12 protein-coding genes are annotated in these 16,879 nt (G+C 64.9%); 7 read left to right on the top strand and 5 right to left on the bottom strand.

Features of this window, described 5'->3' with window-relative positions; genetic code table 11:
- Positions 1-12: 12 nt before the first annotated feature.
- From BMZ43_RS11290 to thiI, 4 genes are all read right to left on the bottom strand, one after another.
- Positions 13-1,950, bottom strand: a complete 1,938-nt coding sequence (locus tag BMZ43_RS11290) for an autotransporter domain-containing SGNH/GDSL hydrolase family protein (protein WP_093253434.1) — start codon at positions 1,948-1,950, stop codon at positions 13-15.
- A gap of 344 nt (positions 1,951-2,294) precedes the next feature.
- Positions 2,295-2,684: a lysozyme inhibitor LprI family protein gene (locus BMZ43_RS11285; RefSeq protein WP_064307816.1), complete on the bottom strand. Its 390-nt coding sequence runs from the start codon at positions 2,682-2,684 to the stop codon at positions 2,295-2,297.
- A 146-nt stretch (positions 2,685-2,830) separates the two neighbouring features.
- Positions 2,831-4,648: a translational GTPase TypA gene (typA, locus tag BMZ43_RS11280; protein ID WP_017639451.1), complete on the bottom strand. Its 1,818-nt coding sequence runs from the start codon at positions 4,646-4,648 to the stop codon at positions 2,831-2,833.
- Positions 4,649-4,805: 157 nt separating this feature from the next.
- Entirely contained in the window at positions 4,806-6,260 is a 1,455-nt protein-coding gene (thiI, locus tag BMZ43_RS11275) for a tRNA uracil 4-sulfurtransferase ThiI (protein WP_093253430.1), read from the bottom strand.
- Between the two features lie 385 nt (positions 6,261-6,645).
- Between thiI and glnA the strand changes: the two genes are divergently transcribed.
- The 5 genes from glnA (at position 6,646) to ntrC (ending at position 12,065) form a co-directional block, all read left to right on the top strand.
- Complete coding sequence (gene glnA, locus BMZ43_RS11270; RefSeq protein WP_017639449.1) at positions 6,646-8,052, top strand: glutamate--ammonia ligase; 1,407 nt, start codon at positions 6,646-6,648, stop codon at positions 8,050-8,052.
- A 174-nt stretch (positions 8,053-8,226) separates the two neighbouring features.
- The gene (locus tag BMZ43_RS11265) at positions 8,227-8,748 is read left to right on the top strand and encodes a DUF4124 domain-containing protein (protein WP_093253425.1); all 522 of its coding nucleotides are present in this window, start codon (positions 8,227-8,229) and stop codon (positions 8,746-8,748) included.
- Positions 8,748-9,386, top strand: a complete 639-nt coding sequence (locus BMZ43_RS11260) for a DUF4124 domain-containing protein (protein ID WP_027598209.1) — start codon at positions 8,748-8,750, stop codon at positions 9,384-9,386. The genes BMZ43_RS11265 and BMZ43_RS11260 overlap by 1 nt, the downstream gene beginning before the upstream one ends.
- Before the next feature lie 171 nt (positions 9,387-9,557).
- Positions 9,558-10,622 carry a nitrogen regulation protein NR(II) gene (glnL, locus tag BMZ43_RS11255; protein WP_007161315.1) on the top strand — a complete coding sequence of 355 codons (1,065 nt, stop codon included), beginning with the start codon at positions 9,558-9,560 and terminating at the stop codon, positions 10,620-10,622.
- 12 nt (positions 10,623-10,634) lie between these two features.
- A complete protein-coding gene (gene ntrC, locus BMZ43_RS11250) occupies positions 10,635-12,065 on the top strand; it encodes a nitrogen regulation protein NR(I) (RefSeq protein WP_007161316.1) in 1,431 nt (476 codons plus the stop codon).
- A gap of 1,224 nt (positions 12,066-13,289) precedes the next feature.
- On the opposite strand, the gene BMZ43_RS11245 is transcribed toward ntrC, so the two are convergent.
- Positions 13,290-13,883 (bottom strand): hypothetical protein, encoded by a 594-nt coding sequence (locus tag BMZ43_RS11245; protein WP_218189454.1) that lies wholly within the window; start codon positions 13,881-13,883, stop codon positions 13,290-13,292.
- Positions 13,884-13,911: 28 nt separating this feature from the next.
- On the opposite strand from BMZ43_RS11245, the gene BMZ43_RS11240 reads away from it, so the two are divergent.
- Together BMZ43_RS11240 and BMZ43_RS11235 are read left to right on the top strand one after the other, a co-directional pair.
- Positions 13,912-14,379, top strand: a complete 468-nt coding sequence (locus tag BMZ43_RS11240) for a tRNA (cytidine(34)-2'-O)-methyltransferase (protein ID WP_017639443.1) — start codon at positions 13,912-13,914, stop codon at positions 14,377-14,379.
- Between the two features lie 76 nt (positions 14,380-14,455).
- A complete protein-coding gene (locus BMZ43_RS11235; protein ID WP_017639442.1) occupies positions 14,456-16,804 on the top strand; it encodes an FdhF/YdeP family oxidoreductase in 2,349 nt (782 codons plus the stop codon).
- The last annotated feature ends 75 nt before the right edge of the window (positions 16,805-16,879 follow it).

The raw sequence follows: 16,879 nt of genomic DNA, 5'->3' as shown, positions 1-16,879 counted from the left end.
GTCGAGCGACGCTTAGAAATCCAGCGACAGGCCCAGCCCCACGCCCTGCTGCTGGGTATCGCCCGCGCCAGCATAGCTGTAGCCGCCGCGCAGGGTCAGTTCCGGGGTCACCCGCTGGACCACGCCCAGACTCAGGCGGGTACGGTCGCGGTCGGGCTGGTAGCCGTCCAGGGTGTAATCCAGACCCGGCACGCTGTTCAGGCGCATGGTCAGATCGTGAGTGCCGTCGGCGAATTCCCGCTCGCGACCCAGGTCGGCGAACAGCGCCGTAGCCGGTGCCAGTTGCCAGCGGCCCTGCAGGCCCAGCCCCAGCCGTCGCGAGGTGCTCGGCTGGTCGTCGAACTCCAGCGCCGTGGCGTCGTTGCCGCGCTCCCGATAACCGTCCACCTGGACGCGGGCATAGTCGGCGCTGAGATAGGGACTCAGGTGCCAGGGGCTGCCAGCCACCGCCAGGTCATAGCCCAGGCGCGCCGAGAGGGCACGCAGATCACCATCGGTATCGCCCTGCTCGCTGCGCGTGGTCGGGCCGAGGGCGAAGCGCCGGCTCAGATCGTCATAGTCCAGGCGGCCACCGGTGGCGGTGAGATCGCCCCAGAGGCGCTCGCCCTGGTACTGGGCGAAGGCGCTGAGCAGATAGCTGTTGAGGCGATAGCTGGAATCGGCCGCACCGGGTTCCAGGTGTTGCCGCGCGACCCCGGCGGCGACGCCGAAGCGCCATTCCTCGCTGAGCCGATAGCTGCCGCCCAGGTCCAGGCTGTAGCCGTTGCCATCGCCGCCGGCGGTGCTGCGCTGGTCGTCGACGTCCAGGCGTCGCGCGCTGGTATCCACATAGCCCTGCCAGCGCCCCACCGGCTGCCAGGCATGCCAATCGCCCAGCCAGCGCTGGTGCAGGCCATCCTGATGGGCTCTGAGGGTGGACTGGGCCATCTCCGGCAGCAGGGTGACCTCCCAGGGCGCCGCCAGCAGCGAATAGGCGTAGTCGGCGATCAGTCGTTGACCGGTGATGGTCGGGTGGACGCGATCATTGAACAGCAACTGGCTGGGATCGGCCGCCGTCGCGCCCAGGCCGTAGGTAGCGTTGCGGGTGCAGTTGTCGCCACTGAAGCAGGTGCCGGTGAGATTCTGCCCGCTGGCCAGCCCATAGCGGCCCGGCTCGGCCACCACCTCGGCGAGCAGCTGGGGCACGTTGAGGCCGATGATCTCGGCGTCGATGCCGGCCAGGCGCGCCACCAGGGCCTGGTTGTAGACCCGACTCAGGGCCGAGCTGGCCGCCTGTTGCGGCGAACCGGCCAGGGCCGGGGTCTGGCCGATGTCCGGCAGCAGCCAGACCGCCATATAGCGCGCGCCGGCCTGCTGCAGGGCAGCGACACCGTCGCCCAGGCGATTGGCCGCGGCTGCCGCGGTGGCCGGCGAGGTGACCAGTCCTTGGAGGAAGTCGTTACCCCCGCCGCTGATGTAGAACAGGGTATTGGGATCCAGACTCAGGCCCTGGCTGGCAAGTCCCGGCAGGTAGCCGTCCCGGCTGCGCAGGGTCAGGCCACCCACCGCCACCACCGAGCCATTGCGGGCGATGATGGAGTCGCGAATCTGCGCCGTGGTGTAGCCGCCCGTGGCCCAGTTGTCGCCATCGCTCAGGCCGATCCGCTGATTGATCAGCGAGGTCGAGGCGTCCAGGGTCCGGACGTCGAAGCCCAGTTGCTGGCCGAGCAGGATCGAGGACACCGGTCCGGTCACCGCGCCGCTCGCCGGGCTGTAGCCGGGTCCGACGCGGTTGGTGAATCTGAGGCTGGCGCCGTTGATCCCGGTGTCGGGAAATTGCCCGGCATCGAGCAGGCTGTCGCCGAACACGGTGAAGCCACTGTAGGGATTGGGAGTCGCCTGGGCGGTTGCCGCGAGCGCCGTGGCCAGGGCGATGGCCAGCGGCAGGCATTGCCTGAGAAAAGATGTCATGCCTGCATCCTTGATTGTTGTTATCGGAGCACGCGTCAGGGCGTGTCGTCTCACGCTAGACGGTTTTTGTGTCCTTGTATCCGGATGTGAACAAAAAAGTACGAGACGTTCGTTGCAGTGCTGAAAGGCAGGGGCCAGAGCGGTCGCTCAGGTGATGGGCAGCGGGACGCTGATGCGGTTGCGCTCGCACCTCAAGCCCTGCCCAGGGCCGGAACACCTTTGGATGATAGGGGTGTTGGGCTTCGCTGCGCTCAGCCCAACCTACGCGGGGCCGCTTTTCCCCCTCTCCCTCCGGGAGAGGGTTGGGGAGAGGGAACCGCCGGATCACTCTCCCGCGGCTCACCTCACTGCCCCAGCTTGCCCGCCTCACAGCCGGTACTGGCGCACTCGCGCAGGCGCTCCTTGAGGGTCTCCAGACGGCTTTCGGTCAGGCTGACGGCGCAGTCCAGATTGACGAAGTAGCCATCGGCTTCCTCGCGGGCGCACTGGCTGTCACGCTGCTTGATCCAGGCCAGCTGGCGCTGCTTGAGCACTGCCTGCTGATCGGCCGGCAGCTGCTTGCGCAGTTCGCCATAGGTCTGGTTCAGCGACTTGTCGCTCTGGGCGAACAGGTTGCTGGCGCAGTAGACGGTATCGAAGGCGTTGCGTGGCGTGCCGCAACCGGCGGCCTGGGCCGTGGCGAGACCGAAGAGACCGGTCAGGGTCAGGGCGGCGGCGAGGGTGTTCTTGAGCATGGCAGCATCCTGCAGAAGGGGCCGTTCCGGGTGGCGCGACCGTGAGACAAACGCTAGCAGAGCCGCCAGTCCCGCGCGCGGCACCTGCTGAAAAACAGCCAACAAAAAAGCGCCCGAAGGCGCTTTCCTGTACTACCCGGGCGGGATCAGACCTTGGAACGCTCGAAGCGCTTGCGGTCGTTCTCGTTCAGGTACTTCTTGCGCAGACGGATGGACTTGGGCGTCACTTCCACCAGCTCGTCGTCGGCGATGAATTCCAGCGCCTGCTCGAGGGTGAACTTGATCGGCGGCACCAGGGCGATGACTTCGTCCTTGCCCGAGGCGCGCATGTTGTCCAGCTTCTTGCCCTTGGTGGGGTTGAGCACCAGGTCGTTGTCACGGCTGTTAATGCCGCACAGCTGGCCTTCGTAGATCTCGTCGCCCGGAGCCAGGAACAGCTTGCCGCGGCTCTGCAGGGTTTCCAGCGAGTAGGTCAGGGCGGTACCGGTGGCCATGGACACCAGCACGCCGTTCTGACGGTTGCTCACTTCGCCGGCCTTGATCGGGCCGTAGTGGCTGAAGGTCGAGGTCAGGATGCCGCTGCCCGAGGTCAGGGTCAGGAAGTTGTTACGGAAGCCGATCAGGCCACGCGCCGGGATGGTGTATTCCAGGCGGATACGGCCTTTGCCGTCGGGGATCATGTTGGTCAGATCGCCCTTGCGCAGACCCATCTGCTCCATCACCGAGCCCTGGTGCTGCTCTTCGATGTCGATGGTGACGTTCTCGTAGGGCTCCTGCTTCTCGCCGTCCTTCTCGATGATCACCACTTCCGGACGGCCCACGGCCATCTCGAAGCCTTCGCGGCGCATGTTCTCGATCAGTACCGACAGGTGCAGCTCGCCACGCCCGGAAACCTTGAACTTCTCGGCGGACTCGCCCGGCTCGACGCGCAGGGCCACGTTGTGCAGCAGTTCCTTCTCCAGACGGTCCTTGATGTTGCGGCTGGTGACGAACTTGCCTTCACGACCGGCGAACGGCGAGTCGTTGACCTGGAAGGTCATGCTCACGGTGGGCTGGTCGACGGTCAGCGGCGGGCGCGCTTCGACGTTCTGCGGATCGCACAGGGTGTCGGAGATGAACAGCTCGTCCATGCCCGAGACGCAGACGATGTCGCCGGCTTCGGCTTCGGCCACTTCCACGCGCTGCAGGCCGGAGTGGCCCATGATCTTGAGGATACGACCGTTGCGCTTGCTGCCGTCATCGCTGATGGCGACGACCGGAGTGTTGGCCTTGATGCGGCCACGGGCGATGCGGCCGATGCCGATCACGCCGAGGAAGCTGTTGTAGTCCAGCTGGGAGATCTGCATCTGGAAGGGGCCGTCCAGATCGACCTGGGGAGCCGGGACATGGTCGACGATGGCCTGGAACAGGGCATCCATGTTGTCGTCCATCTTCTCGTGGTCCAGACCGGCGATGCCGTTCAGGGCGCTGGCGTAGACGATCGGGAAGTCCAGCTGCTCATCGGTGGCGCCGAGGTTGTCGAACAGGTCGAAGATCTGGTCGATGACCCAGTCCGGACGCGCGCCGGGACGGTCGATCTTGTTGACCACCACGATCGGACGCAGACCGGCCTTGAAGGCCTTCTGGGTCACGAAGCGGGTCTGCGGCATGGGGCCGTCCTGGGCGTCGACCACCAGCAGCACGGAGTCGACCATGGACATCACGCGCTCCACCTCGCCACCGAAGTCGGCGTGGCCGGGGGTGTCGACGATGTTGATGTTGTAGTCGCCCCACTTCAGCGCGGTGTTCTTGGCCAGGATGGTGATGCCACGTTCCTTTTCCTGGTCGTTGCTGTCCATCACCCGCTCGTTTTCCGCTTCTTTGCGGTCCAGGGTGCCGGACAGGCGCAGCAGCTTGTCGACGAGGGTGGTCTTGCCATGGTCGACGTGCGCGATGATGGCGATGTTGCGTAGATTCTCGATCACAGTGGTGTTCTCGGTATAGAAATGAAGGAGCTTCAGCCAGCAGGCTGACAGCCGGAGATTGCAAAGGCGCGAAACGCGGCCGACCGGTATGTGGCCGGCGGGCTAGAAGAGGTCGGGAGGGCGGTGGCGGATACTGCCACCCAGTAGGCCCGGCTGCTTAGGCCGGACGATAAACGCGCACATTGGCGTGCCCTTCGGTGAGCAGGTGATGGGCGTGCAGCCGGCTCATCACCCCGCGGTCGCAATAGAGAAGGTACTGGCGATTCTCGTCCAGTTCCTTGAAACGGCTGTTGAGCGCGAAGAACGGCATGGTCTGCACCTCGATGCCAGGCAGCTCCAGCGGCAGGTCTTCCTGGGCGTCGGGATGGCGAATGTCCACCACGATCTGCCCGGGCAGCGGCTGGTCCACCTCTTCCACCTGCACGTCCTTGCCCAGCTCCTCGATCACCTTGTCGACGGTGATGAAGCGTGCGCGTTCCAGGGCGGCGTCGAGCACCGCCATGTCGAACTTGCCTTCCTCGTGCTCCACCCGCAGGGCCTTGGCCTTGGTGGTGGGATTCACCGAGATGATGCCGCAGTACTCGGGCATGTGCTTGGCGAAGTCGGCGGTGCCGATGCGCTGGGCGGTGTCGATGATGTCCTGCTTGTGGCTGGCCAGCAGCGGGCGCAGCACCAGGGTATCGGTGGCCTTGTCGATCACCGCCAGATTGGTCAGGGTCTGGCTGGAAACCTGGGAGACGGCTTCGCCGGTCACCAGCGCCTCGATCTGCAGCTGCTCGGCGATGCGACTGGCCGCGCGCAGCATCATGCGCTTGAGGATGACGCCCATGTGGCTGTCGTCGCACTGGGTGAGGATCTGCCCCACCACTTCCTCGAAGGGCACGCTGATGAACAGCACGCGCTGGGAGCGCCCGTACTTCTCCCAGAGATAGTGGGCCACTTCCATCACGCCCAGTTCGTGGGCCCGCCCGCCGAGATTGAAGAAGCAGAAATGGCTGACCATCCCGCGTCTCATCATCTGATAGGCGGCCACGGTGGAGTCGAAACCACCGGACATCAGCACCAGCACCTGCTCCAGGGCGCCCAGCGGATAACCGCCCAGCCCTTCGTGGTGCTCGTCGATGATGAACAGCCGCTGGTCACGGATCTCCAGGCGGACGTTCACCTCGGGATTCTTCAGGGCGATGCCGGCGCCGCCGCAGCGTTCGCGCAGGCCACCGCCGACATGGCGCTCCACGTCCATCGAGGAGAAGTCATGGCGACCGGCACGCTTGCAGCGCACCGAGAACACTTTGCCGCGTACCCGCTCGCCGAAGTGGCGTACGCAGAGTTCCAGGATGGTTTCGAAGTCACCCAGCGGATACTCGTGCACCTCGAGGAACTGGCCGATGCCCGGGGTGCAGGCCAGGCGCTGCTTCATGTCCGCCAGCAGCCGCGGCTCGCTTAGCGCGGTCTCCAGGGTGATGTTGTCCCAGACCCCTTCCACGCGGACATCCGGATCCAGATCGCGCAGCACGACACGAATGTTCTTCACCAGCTGGCGAATGAAATTCTTGCGCACCGGGCGACTCTTGATGGTGATTTCCGGAAAGACCTTGATGATGAGCTTCATGAGCGGGAAACGGGGGGCGGGTAACGCGAAAGAAAAGGGCCAATATCATACCTGAAAACCATCACGCACTCGAATCCAGCCGACAAAATCACTTGGGGCGCCATTTAGGTGCAGTTATGAATTATTAAGCACCAAATTGGTGCGCAGATGCGTCACTGATTGGCCTGAAAACGGCACGACAGGCGTCAGGAAGGGCCTCCAGCCCATTTGAGGGCACTGGCATACAACTTGCTCTCTTGTGAGGCAGCCGCCCCTGGGCCAGCATAGGGCGCTTTTCGTGGAACGCCGGTCGTGGACCAGGCAGTACGGAAGCGCCCCTCAAGGGCACAGCTGATACCGGGAGTACCGCCAACCGCTCCCGGCCGAAATTCCTCTGGAGGAAACCATGTCGAAGGCTGTTCAACTGATCAAAGAAAACGACGTGAAGTGGGTAGACCTGCGCTTCACCGACACCAAAGGCAAGCAGCAACACGTCACCATGCCGGCGCGTGACGCGCTGGACGAAGACTTCTTCGCCCACGGCAAGATGTTCGACGGCTCCTCCATCGCCGGCTGGAAAGGCATCGAAGCCTCCGACATGATCCTGCTGCCCGACGACAGCACCGCCGTTCTGGATCCCTTCACCGAAGAGCCGACCCTGATCCTGGTCTGCGACATCATCGAACCCTCCACCATGCAGCCCTACGAGCGCGACCCCCGCGGTATCGCCCGTGCTGCCGAGGAATACCTGAAGTCCACCGGTATCGGCGACACCGTGTTCGTCGGCCCGGAGCCCGAGTTCTTCATCTTCGACGAAGTGAAGTTCAAGTCGGACATCTCCGGCTCCATGTTCAAGATCTTCTCCGAGCAGGCCTCCTGGAACACCGATGCCGACTTCGAGTCCGGCAACAAGGGCCACCGTCCGGGCGTCAAGGGCGGCTACTTCCCGGTACCGCCGGTCGATCACGACCACGAAATCCGTACCGCCATGTGCAACGCCCTGGAAGAGATGGGCCTGGTCGTGGAAGTCCACCACCACGAAGTGGCGACCGCTGGCCAGAACGAGATCGGTGTGCAGTTCAACACCCTGGTCAAGAAGGCTGACGAAACCCAGACCCTGAAGTACGTCGTGCACAACGTGGCCGATGCCTACGGCAAGACCGCCACCTTCATGCCCAAGCCCCTGTACGGCGACAACGGCTCCGGCATGCACGTGCACATGTCCATCTCCAAGGATGGCAAGAACACCTTCGCTGGCGAAGGCTATGCCGGCCTGTCCGATACCGCCCTGTACTTCATCGGCGGCATCATCAAGCACGGCAAGGCACTGAACGGCTTCACCAACCCGTCCACCAACAGCTACAAGCGTCTGGTGCCCGGCTTCGAAGCCCCGGTCATGCTGGCCTACTCGGCCCGTAACCGCTCCGCCTCCATCCGTATCCCCTATGTGTCGAGCCCGAAAGCCCGCCGCATCGAAGCCCGCTTCCCGGATCCGGCTGCCAACCCCTACCTGTGCTTCGCCGCCCTGCTGATGGCCGGCCTGGACGGTATCCAGAACAAGATCCACCCCGGCGATGCCGCCGACAAGAACCTGTACGATCTGCCGCCGGAAGAAGGCAAGAAGATCCCGCAGGTCTGCGGCAGCCTGAAGGAAGCCCTGGAAGCCCTGGACGCCGGTCGTGCGTTCCTGACCAAGGGCGGCGTCTTCACCGACGAGTTCATCGATGCCTACATCGAGCTGAAGTCCGAGGAAGAGATCAAGGTGCGTACCTTCGTGCACCCGCTGGAATACGATCTGTACTACAGCGTCTGATCCCGCTGCAGTAACTGAAAGAGGCCTCCTTCGGGAGGCCTTTTCTTTGCGCGGGTTTTCTTTGCGTAGGAATAGCCGCCGCGACCGACGCCAGCGCGGAGCGGCCGAGCTGCCTACCTGACCACACGACGCGCCTGCTACCCTTGATCTCCATCGCCCGGCCGAGATTCCGCCATGCCTCGCCTGCTTGCCTGCTGTCTGCTCTGCCTCGCCTGCTCCGCCCAGGCCGCGATCTACAAGTCGGTGGATGCCGAAGGCAACACGGTGTTCAGCGACCAGCCCTCGGCCAATGCCAAGCCGGTGCAGGTGGCACCCACCAATACCGTGGACAATCCACGGCCGGCGCCGCCCATCCCCAGTGCGCCTGCGGCGACGGCAACGCCTGCCGGCCCGGCCTTCAGCCGCCTGGAGGTCAATGTGCCCGACGATGAGGCCATCCGCGCCAACAACGGCACCTTCTCGGTGGGCGTATCCCTGGAACCGGCCTTGGGCGCGGGGCAGTCGCTGCAATTGCTGGTGGACGGCGCCCCCTATGGCAGCCCCGGCCAGAGCACCCGCTTCGGCGTGGCCAATCTGGATCGCGGCGAGCACCGTTTCGCGGCCCAGGTGCTGTCCGGCAACGGCGAGGTGGTCCAGACCAGTGCCGAGAAGACCGTGACCGTGCAGCGCATCAGCGTCAACAGCCCGGCCCGCTGATGCGCGCGCTCCTGACCCTGCTGCTGCTCTGCCTGCTGCTGCCCGCCCAGGCGGCGGTCTACAGCTATGTCGACAAGGAAGGCAATCGGGTCTACACCGACCAGCCGCCCAAGGGCGTCAAGGCCACCCAGGTGCCGATCACGGTGCCCAACAACCTCAATCAGCAGGGCCAGCCGACCCGCAAGCTGAGTCCGACCCCCGCCGCGCCAGTGGCCAGGACGCCCAAGGCGGCGCCCTTCCGCTACCAGATGCTGCGCATCCTGGTGCCCGAACCCGATGCCACGGTGATCGATCAGGAAGGGCAGCTCATCGTCAGCCTGGTCAGCGAGCCGGAATTGCAGCCGGGTCACAGCTACCGCCTGCTGCTGGACGACCGGGAAGCCGGCGCCGGACGCAGCCCGGTGTTTCCCCTGGGCGGCCTGGACCGCGGCACCCACAGCCTGGTGGCGGAGATCCTCGCCGCCGATGGCAACGTGCTGGAGCGGACGCCGGCCCAGCCCTTCCATCTGCGGCGCCCCTCCCTGGAGCAGAAGCGCCGCGCCCATCCCTGCAGCGACAAGGACTGGGGCAAGCGGCCGGAATGTCCGCTGGACATGAAACCGCCCGAAGCCAGGAAATCCTGGCTACCCTTCCTATAACGCACCTCTTTGGTGCGCTTTTTGACTGTGCACCATCTTGATACAAATCCTGTGCAGCTTCGTCCGGCGTGCGACGGCTGTTAGTGCACGTTTCAGCCATCTGCCCTAACTCGGGGCGTGTTGGTTTGCTTCTTGCATTTTCCTATCGTCCCTATAGCGCTGTGGCCCCTCATGCCTACCGACGTCATCCACCGACTCCTGCTTGACAACCTCACCACTGCAGTCATCCTGCTCGATGCGGAGTTGCGTCTGGAGTACATGAATCCGGCGGCCGAGATGCTGCTGGCCATCAGCGGCCAGCGCAGCCATGGCCAATTCATCAGCGAGCTGTTCACCGAATCGCCCGAGGCCCTGCAGGCGCTGCGCCAGGCGGTGGACCACGCCCACCCCTTCACCAAGCGCGAGGCGCTGCTGATCTCCACCTCGGGCAACAGCCTCACGGTGGACTATGCGGTGACCCCGATCCTGGATCGCCACAACACCCTGCTGCTGCTGGAAGTCCATCCCCGCGACCGGCTGCTGCGCATCACCAAGGAAGAGGCCCAGCTCTCCAAGCAGGAGACCACCAAGCTGCTGGTGCGCGGCCTGGCCCACGAGATCAAGAATCCCCTCGGCGGCATCCGTGGCGCGGCCCAGCTGCTGGCCCGCGAGCTGCCGGAAGAGGCGCTCAAGGACTACACCAACGTCATCATCGAGGAAGCCGATCGACTGCGGAATCTGGTCGATCGCATGCTCGGCTCCAACAAGCTGCCGAAGCTGGCTATCACCAATGTGCACGAGGTGCTCGAACGCGTCTGCAGCCTGGTGGAAGCGGAAAGCCAGGGACTGATCAACCTGGTGCGCGACTACGATCCGAGCATCCCCGACCTGATGATCGACCGCGAGCAGATGATCCAGGCGGTGCTCAACATCGTGCGCAACGCCATGCAGGCCATCTCCCAGCAGAACGAATTGCGCCTGGGCCGGGTCACCCTGAGAACCCGCACCCTGCGCCAGTTCACCATCGGCCACCACCGCCATCGCCTGGTGTGCAAGGTGGAGATCACCGACAACGGTCCGGGCATCCCCCAGGACCTGCAGGAAACCATCTTCTATCCCATGGTCAGCGGTCGCCCCGACGGCACCGGCCTCGGGCTCGCCATCACCCAGAACATCATCACCCAGCACCAGGGGCTGATCGAGTGTGAAAGCCATCCTGGCCACACCGCCTTCAGCATCTTCCTGCCGCTGGAATAACGAGGAGTACGCATGAGCCGTCAGGAGACCGTCTGGATCGTCGACGACGACCGTTCCATCCGCTGGGTCCTGGAAAAAGCCCTGCAACAGGAGGGCATGACCACCGTCGCCTTCGACAGCGCCGACAGCGTCATGACCCGCCTCGGCCGCCAGCAGCCGGACGTGGTGATCTCGGACATCCGCATGCCGGGGACCAGTGGCCTGGACCTGCTGTCACGCATCCGCGAGATGCACCCGCGCCTGCCGGTCATCATCATGACCGCCCACTCCGACCTGGACAGCGCCGTGGCGTCCTACCAGGGCGGCGCCTTCGAATACCTGCCCAAGCCGTTCGACGTCGACGAGGCCGTGGCCCTGGTCAAGCGCGCCGGACAGCACGCCCAGGAGCAGCAGGGCTTCGCCGAACCGGCGCACCTGACCCGTACCCCCGAGATCATCGGCGAGGCGCCGGCGATGCAGGAGGTATTCCGCGCCATCGGCCGCCTCTCGCACTCCAACATCACCGTGCTGATCAACGGCGAATCCGGTACCGGCAAGGAACTGGTCGCCCACGCCCTGCACCGTCACAGTCCGCGCGCCGCGGCGCCCTTCATCGCCCTGAACATGGCGGCCATCCCCAAGGACCTGATGGAGTCCGAGCTGTTCGGCCACGAGAAAGGCGCCTTCACCGGCGCCGCCGCCCAGCGTCGCGGCCGCTTCGAGCAGGCCGATGGCGGCACCCTGTTCCTCGACGAGATCGGCGACATGCCGGCCGACACCCAGACCCGCCTGCTGCGGGTACTGGCCGATGGCGAATTCTATCGCGTCGGTGGCCACACCCCGGTGAAGGTGGACGTGCGCATCATCGCCGCTACCCACCAGAACCTGGAGGGCCTGGTGCGCGAGGGCAAGTTCCGCGAAGACCTCTTCCATCGCCTCAACGTCATCCGCATCCACATCCCGCGCCTGGCCGATCGCCGCGAGGACATCCCCGCCCTCGCCCGCCACTTCCTGGCGCGCGCGGCCCAGGAGCTGGCCGTCGAGCCCAAGACCCTGCGCGGCGAGACCGAGGAATACATGAAGGGCCTGCCCTGGCAGGGCAACGTGCGCCAGCTGGAGAACACCTGCCGCTGGATCACGGTGATGGCCTCCAGCCGCGAGGTGCTGATCGACGACCTGCCGCCGGAGCTGCTCAACCAGCCCCAGGACGCCGCCCCCGCCGCGAATTGGGAACAGGCCCTGCGCCAGTGGGCCGACCAGGCCCTCACCCGCGGCCAGTCCAGCCTGCTGGACAACGCCGTGCCGGCCTTCGAACGCATCATGATCGAGACCGCCCTCAAGCACACCGCCGGCCGCCGCCGCGACGCCGCCGTCCTGCTGGGCTGGGGCCGCAACACCCTGACCCGCAAGATCAAGGAGCTGGGCATGAAGGTGGACGGGCCGGATGAGGAGGGGGAGGACTGAGGGTTCTCTACGGTACCTCAGGTTGGGCTGAGCGTAAGCGAAGCCCAACGCTTTGGACTATTGGTGCCCTAGCCGGTTACCGAGTTTTGCCGGTACTTCTTGTTTCGCTCTCCCGAGCGACTCACTTTTGCCAGTCGCGGCTGCGCGCCCCGGACAAAAGTAACCAGAAACGCTTGCCCCGACCATCCGGCCTTCCGCTTCGCTCCAGGTGACTCGCGTTGCTCGCCCTTCGGGCCAGCCTACGGTTGTTACTTCGCTGCGCTACGTTTCGCTCACACCAGCGCCGTTCCGGGGTCGGTCCAGATGGGCCGTCCATGGCCCACTGGACCTCTCGCCGCATCCATGCGGCTCGACCCACTCCACGGCACTGGCGTTCGCCCTCCTGAACGGGGCGATTCGCTAGCCTGAAAGTGTTGGTTGAATAGCCACAAAAACCCGTAGCCCGTAGCGTGGACAACGGCGAAGCCTTGTCCACAGGGATCGGCGTTACGCGCCAGTGGAAAACGCTGCGCGGTTTTCCATGCTACGAATCCTATGAACAGCGAAGTCTCAGGCCTGCGCCCCGCCCCCGTCAGTGAGGCCGAGTGCAGATGTCGCGGAGGGGGATGCGAGGCAGGACGCCGAGCAAGGCGCGAGGGGCAGGAGGCCCCTTCGTGCCGTGCCCCCGGAGCGGCGCCGGAGTGAGGGGACCCGGAGCGCAGCGGAGGGCTGAACTGTCGGGGTGTGCTTTCTTTTGCTTACTTTTCTTTGCACCGGGCGGCGATCCGCAAGCAAAGAAAAGTGAGTCGCCGGCTAGGCGAAACCAGAGCCGTCCGCAACCGCGATAAGTAGCTAGAGCAGCTAGGGCAGCTAGGGCAGCAATAAGACTAGGCACCGCTAATAACGTTGGGCTTCGCTAGCGCTCAACCCAACCTACGACGCTCCCAAAAACCACCCAACTCAAAACTTGGCACACCTTCTGCAATAACCTAGGTAACTACCCTTTTGGGGACCTCGGTACAGGCAGGCTGGGGAATCCCCTCTTTTCTTCTCGAGGCCATCACTCACTGTGATGGCCTCTTTTTTCGTCCGTGAAAAGTCGCAAACCCCAGGCTAGAGCGCTTTTCACCCCACGGCCTAGCTCATGGGATTGGCAATGGCAGCCGAAGCACCAAGGCAACCCGGCACCCCACCCCGTTCCGCTCTGGTGCAAACAGCCAGCCTCTTGCCTGATAACGGGGCATTTCAGGGGGTCAGTGGGACCTCGACGTGGAGCACCCAGTTCTCGCCTTCCTCGACGATACGATCACTGGCCTGCAGGGCGCCACCGACGCCCACCAGCAAAATCTTCAAGTCCTGTCCGTCCTGGCGTACCGCCCAGGAAAAGCTGCCGCCCGGCCGTACCACTCGTCCCTGGCGTTCGCCACCGTCCCAGCGGGCCCGGGGCAGACGCAGGCTAAGGGCGCCTTCGGGGCGATAGCGTTCGTAGAACAGTGAGCGGTCGGCGGTGATCAGCAATTCGAAGCGGCCGGCCTCCTGGCGACTGTCCACCCCGAGGATGACCGGGCGGCGGGCCTCGGCCGACCAGGGATCGGGATGGGTGCGCTGGTACATCAGCTGGCCGATGATCATGCCGAACAGGCCGGCGCCCAGGGCCGCCGAGGCCAGCCAAAGGGTCAGGCGCTGGCGCTGGCCGCGCCATTCGGCCTTGAGCAGCTCGGGATCCTCCACCCGCGCCAATTCCTCCCGGCGGGCACGCTGTTCGCGCAACAGCCAGTCGACCAGCCGGCGCCAGAGGTTCATCGCCCTACCCCGCTCGCGACGGCGGCGCAGTACCATAGGCGCTTTGCCAGGCGCCCTGCCCTTCATGTTCGACATCATCCTCTACCAACCGGAAATTCCGCCCAATACCGGCAACGTCATTCGCCTGTGCGCCATCACCGGCTGCCGCCTGCATCTGATCGAGCCGCTGGGCTTCGCGCTGGACGACAAGAAATTGCGCCGCGCCGGCTTGGACTACCACGAGTGGTCCAGCGTGCGGACCCATGCCAGCCTCGCGGCCTGTATAGCAGATTTGCAGCCACCCCGACTGCTGGCCTTCACCACCAAGGCCAGCCGTCCCTTCACCGAGATCGCCTACGCGCCGGGCGATGCCCTGCTGTTCGGCCCGGAAAGTCGCGGTCTGCCGGCCGAGGTGCTGGAGTCCCTGCCACCCGAACAGCGGCTGCGCCTGCCCATGCTGCCCAATCGCCGCAGCCTCAATCTGTCCAACACCGTGGCCGTGGCCGTCTACGAAGGCTGGCGTCAGCTGGGCTTCGCCGCACCGCCTGGCTGACCGCCAGAACCTTACTGCCAGACGCGCCGTCCCATGACCTACAGGCACATCGCCAGACCGTCACACGAGGCGCACCATGAGCAAGATCGGCAAACCCAAGGTTGAACGCTACGACGCGCCCTCCGGTGGTTGGGGCTCGGCGCGCTCGGTGACCGAGATCGTCTTGCGCGAGCGGGTGCCGCTCAAATCCGGTGCCCTGCTGACCCGGCAGAACAAGCATGGCGGCTTCGCCTGCGTGAGTTGCGCCTGGGCCAAGCCGGGCAAGCCTCACCCACTGGAATTCTGCGAGAACGGCGCCAAGGCCACCGCCTGGGAGGTCACCAGCAAGAGGTGCGGACCGGAGTTCTTTGCCGGTCATTCCCTCACCGAACTGCGCGGCTGGCGCGACTACGATCTGGAAGAAGTCGGACGCCTCACCCACCCCCTGCGCTACGACGCCGCCAGTGATCGCTATCGGCCGGTAAGCTGGGCTGAAGCTTTCGCCGACATCGGCGCCGAGCTCAAGGCACTAGATCCGGATTCGGTAATCTTCTACGCCTCGGGTCGCGCGGCGCTGGAGACCTCCTACCTCTATCAGCTCTATGCCCGCCTGTACGGCACCAACAATCTGCCGGACAGTTCCAATATGTGCCACGAGAGCACTTCGGTGGCCCTGCCCAAGAGCATCGGCGTGACCGTGGGCACCGTGACCCTCAACGATTTCGATCAGGCCGACTGCCTGCTGTTCTTTGGCCAGAATCCCGGCAGCAACAGCCCGCGGATGCTGCATGACCTGCAGGAAGCACGCAAACGCGGCGCGCCCATCATCACCTTCAACCCCCTGCGCGAGCGTGGCCTGGAGACCTTCGTCAATCCGCAGTCGCCAGTGGAGATGCTGACCGATCACCCCACGCAGATCAGCACCCAGTACCATCAGCTCAAGCCGGGTGGCGACATCGCCGCCCTCACCGGTATGTGCAAGGCGCTGCTGACCGCCGATGACCTGGCTCGCGAGCAGGGCCAGCCCGCCGTGCTCGACCATGCCTTCATCGCCGAGCACTGCCATGGTTTCGCCGAGTTCTGCGAGTGGCTGCAGCGTCAGGAATGGCCGCAACTGGAGCGCCAGTCGGGTCTGACCCGCAGCGCGCTGGAAGCGGCTGCCGCCGTCTATGGCCGTCGCCAGAAGGTCATCGGCATCTATGGCATGGGGCTGACCCAGCATCGCCATGGTGTGGAAACCATCCAGATGCTGACCAACCTGCTGCTCATGCGCGGCAACATCGGCAAACCCGGTGCCGGCATCTGCCCGGTGCGCGGCCATTCCAATGTCCAGGGTCAGCGCACCGTGGGCATCACCGAGAAACCGGAACTGGCGCCGCTGGAGCAGCTCGGCGAGCGCTTCGGCTTCACCCCGCCGCAGGACAAGGGCCGCAACACCGTGGAGGCCTGCGAAGGCATCCTCGATGGTTCGGTAAAGGCCTTCATCGGCCTGGGTGGCAACTTCCTGCGCGCCATTCCCGAGACCAGTCTGATGGAACCGGCCTGGCGCACCCTGCGCCTGTCGGTACAGATCGCCACCAAGCTCAATCGCAATCACCTCGTCCCGGCGGACAAGGCCTATCTGCTGCCCTGCCTGGGTCGTACCGAAATCGATCGCCAGAATGGCGTGGAGCAGGCTCACAGCACCGAGGACAGCACCGGCTGCATTCACGGCTGGCGCGGCGTGGCCGAGCCGCCTGAAGGTGACCTGCTGTCCGAATCGGCCATCGTCGCTGGCCTGGCCAAGGCCACCCTGCCAGACAACCCCAAGGTCACCTGGGATGCCTGGGTGGCCGACTATGCGCTGATCCGCGACGAGATCGCCCTCTCCTTCCCGGAGATCTTCCACGACTTCAATGCCAGGATGTGGGAGGTGGGCGGCTTCCATCGACCGCTGCCGGCGGCCAAGCGCGAGTGGAAGACCGAGACCGGCAAGGCCAATCTCATCGTGCCGCGCAGCCTGGATGCAGACCCGGACATGCCCGCCAGCGGGCGTGACGTCCTCACCCTGATGACGTTGCGCAGCAACGATCAGTTCAACACCACCATCTATGGCTATCACGATCGTTTCCGCGGCGTGAAGGGCACCCGCGCGGTGCTCCTGATGAATCGCAACGACATCGAACGCCTGGGCCTGGCCGAGGGCGACAAGGTGCAGGTGTCGACGGTGGCCGACGACGGCGTGCGTCGTGAGGTCGGGCCGCTGCGGGTCACGCCCTACAACATCCCGGAAGGCGCCTGCGGCGGCTATTACCCGGAATGCAATGCCCTGATTCCGCTCTGGCACCACGCCGAAGGCAGCAAGGTACCGGCGGCCAAGGCCATCCCGGTGCGTTTGAACAAGCTGATCGCCGCCAACGACGGCGGCTTTCCGGTGGAGCCGGAGGGGTATGGGGCGCAGTACTGAAAGTGGATCAAACCAAGCTTAGAAAACGCTGAAGCCTGGTCCATACCACTGCCTTCCGGAAAACGAAAAGCCCAG

It is taken from the genome of Pseudomonas sp. Snoq117.2 (assembly GCF_900110545.1).
GTDB classification, from domain to species: domain Bacteria; phylum Pseudomonadota; class Gammaproteobacteria; order Pseudomonadales; family Pseudomonadaceae; genus Chryseomonas; species Chryseomonas benzopyrenica.
The sequence above is the reverse complement of the archived record's forward strand: the minus strand, read 5'-3'. Positions and strand labels throughout refer to the sequence as shown.

Excerpts from the sequence above, each read along its gene's own strand:
- BMZ43_RS11245 (WP_218189454.1), bottom strand. The coding sequence starts at position 13,883 with ATGGTACTGCGCCGCCGTCGCGAGCGGGGTAGGGCGATGAACCTCTGG.
- ntrC (WP_007161316.1), top strand. The coding sequence starts at position 10,635 with ATGAGCCGTCAGGAGACCGTCTGGATCGTCGACGACGACCGTTCCATC.
- BMZ43_RS11285 (WP_064307816.1), bottom strand. The coding sequence starts at position 2,684 with ATGCTCAAGAACACCCTCGCCGCCGCCCTGACCCTGACCGGTCTCTTC.
- BMZ43_RS11290 (WP_093253434.1), bottom strand. The coding sequence starts at position 1,950 with ATGACATCTTTTCTCAGGCAATGCCTGCCGCTGGCCATCGCCCTGGCC.
- glnL (WP_007161315.1), top strand. The coding sequence starts at position 9,558 with ATGCCTACCGACGTCATCCACCGACTCCTGCTTGACAACCTCACCACT.
- BMZ43_RS11265 (WP_093253425.1), top strand. The coding sequence starts at position 8,227 with ATGCCTCGCCTGCTTGCCTGCTGTCTGCTCTGCCTCGCCTGCTCCGCC.
- BMZ43_RS11260 (WP_027598209.1), top strand. The coding sequence starts at position 8,748 with ATGCGCGCGCTCCTGACCCTGCTGCTGCTCTGCCTGCTGCTGCCCGCC.
- glnA (WP_017639449.1), top strand. The coding sequence starts at position 6,646 with ATGTCGAAGGCTGTTCAACTGATCAAAGAAAACGACGTGAAGTGGGTA.
- thiI (WP_093253430.1), bottom strand. The coding sequence starts at position 6,260 with ATGAAGCTCATCATCAAGGTCTTTCCGGAAATCACCATCAAGAGTCGC.
- BMZ43_RS11240 (WP_017639443.1), top strand. The coding sequence starts at position 13,912 with ATGTTCGACATCATCCTCTACCAACCGGAAATTCCGCCCAATACCGGC.
- BMZ43_RS11235 (WP_017639442.1), top strand. The coding sequence starts at position 14,456 with ATGAGCAAGATCGGCAAACCCAAGGTTGAACGCTACGACGCGCCCTCC.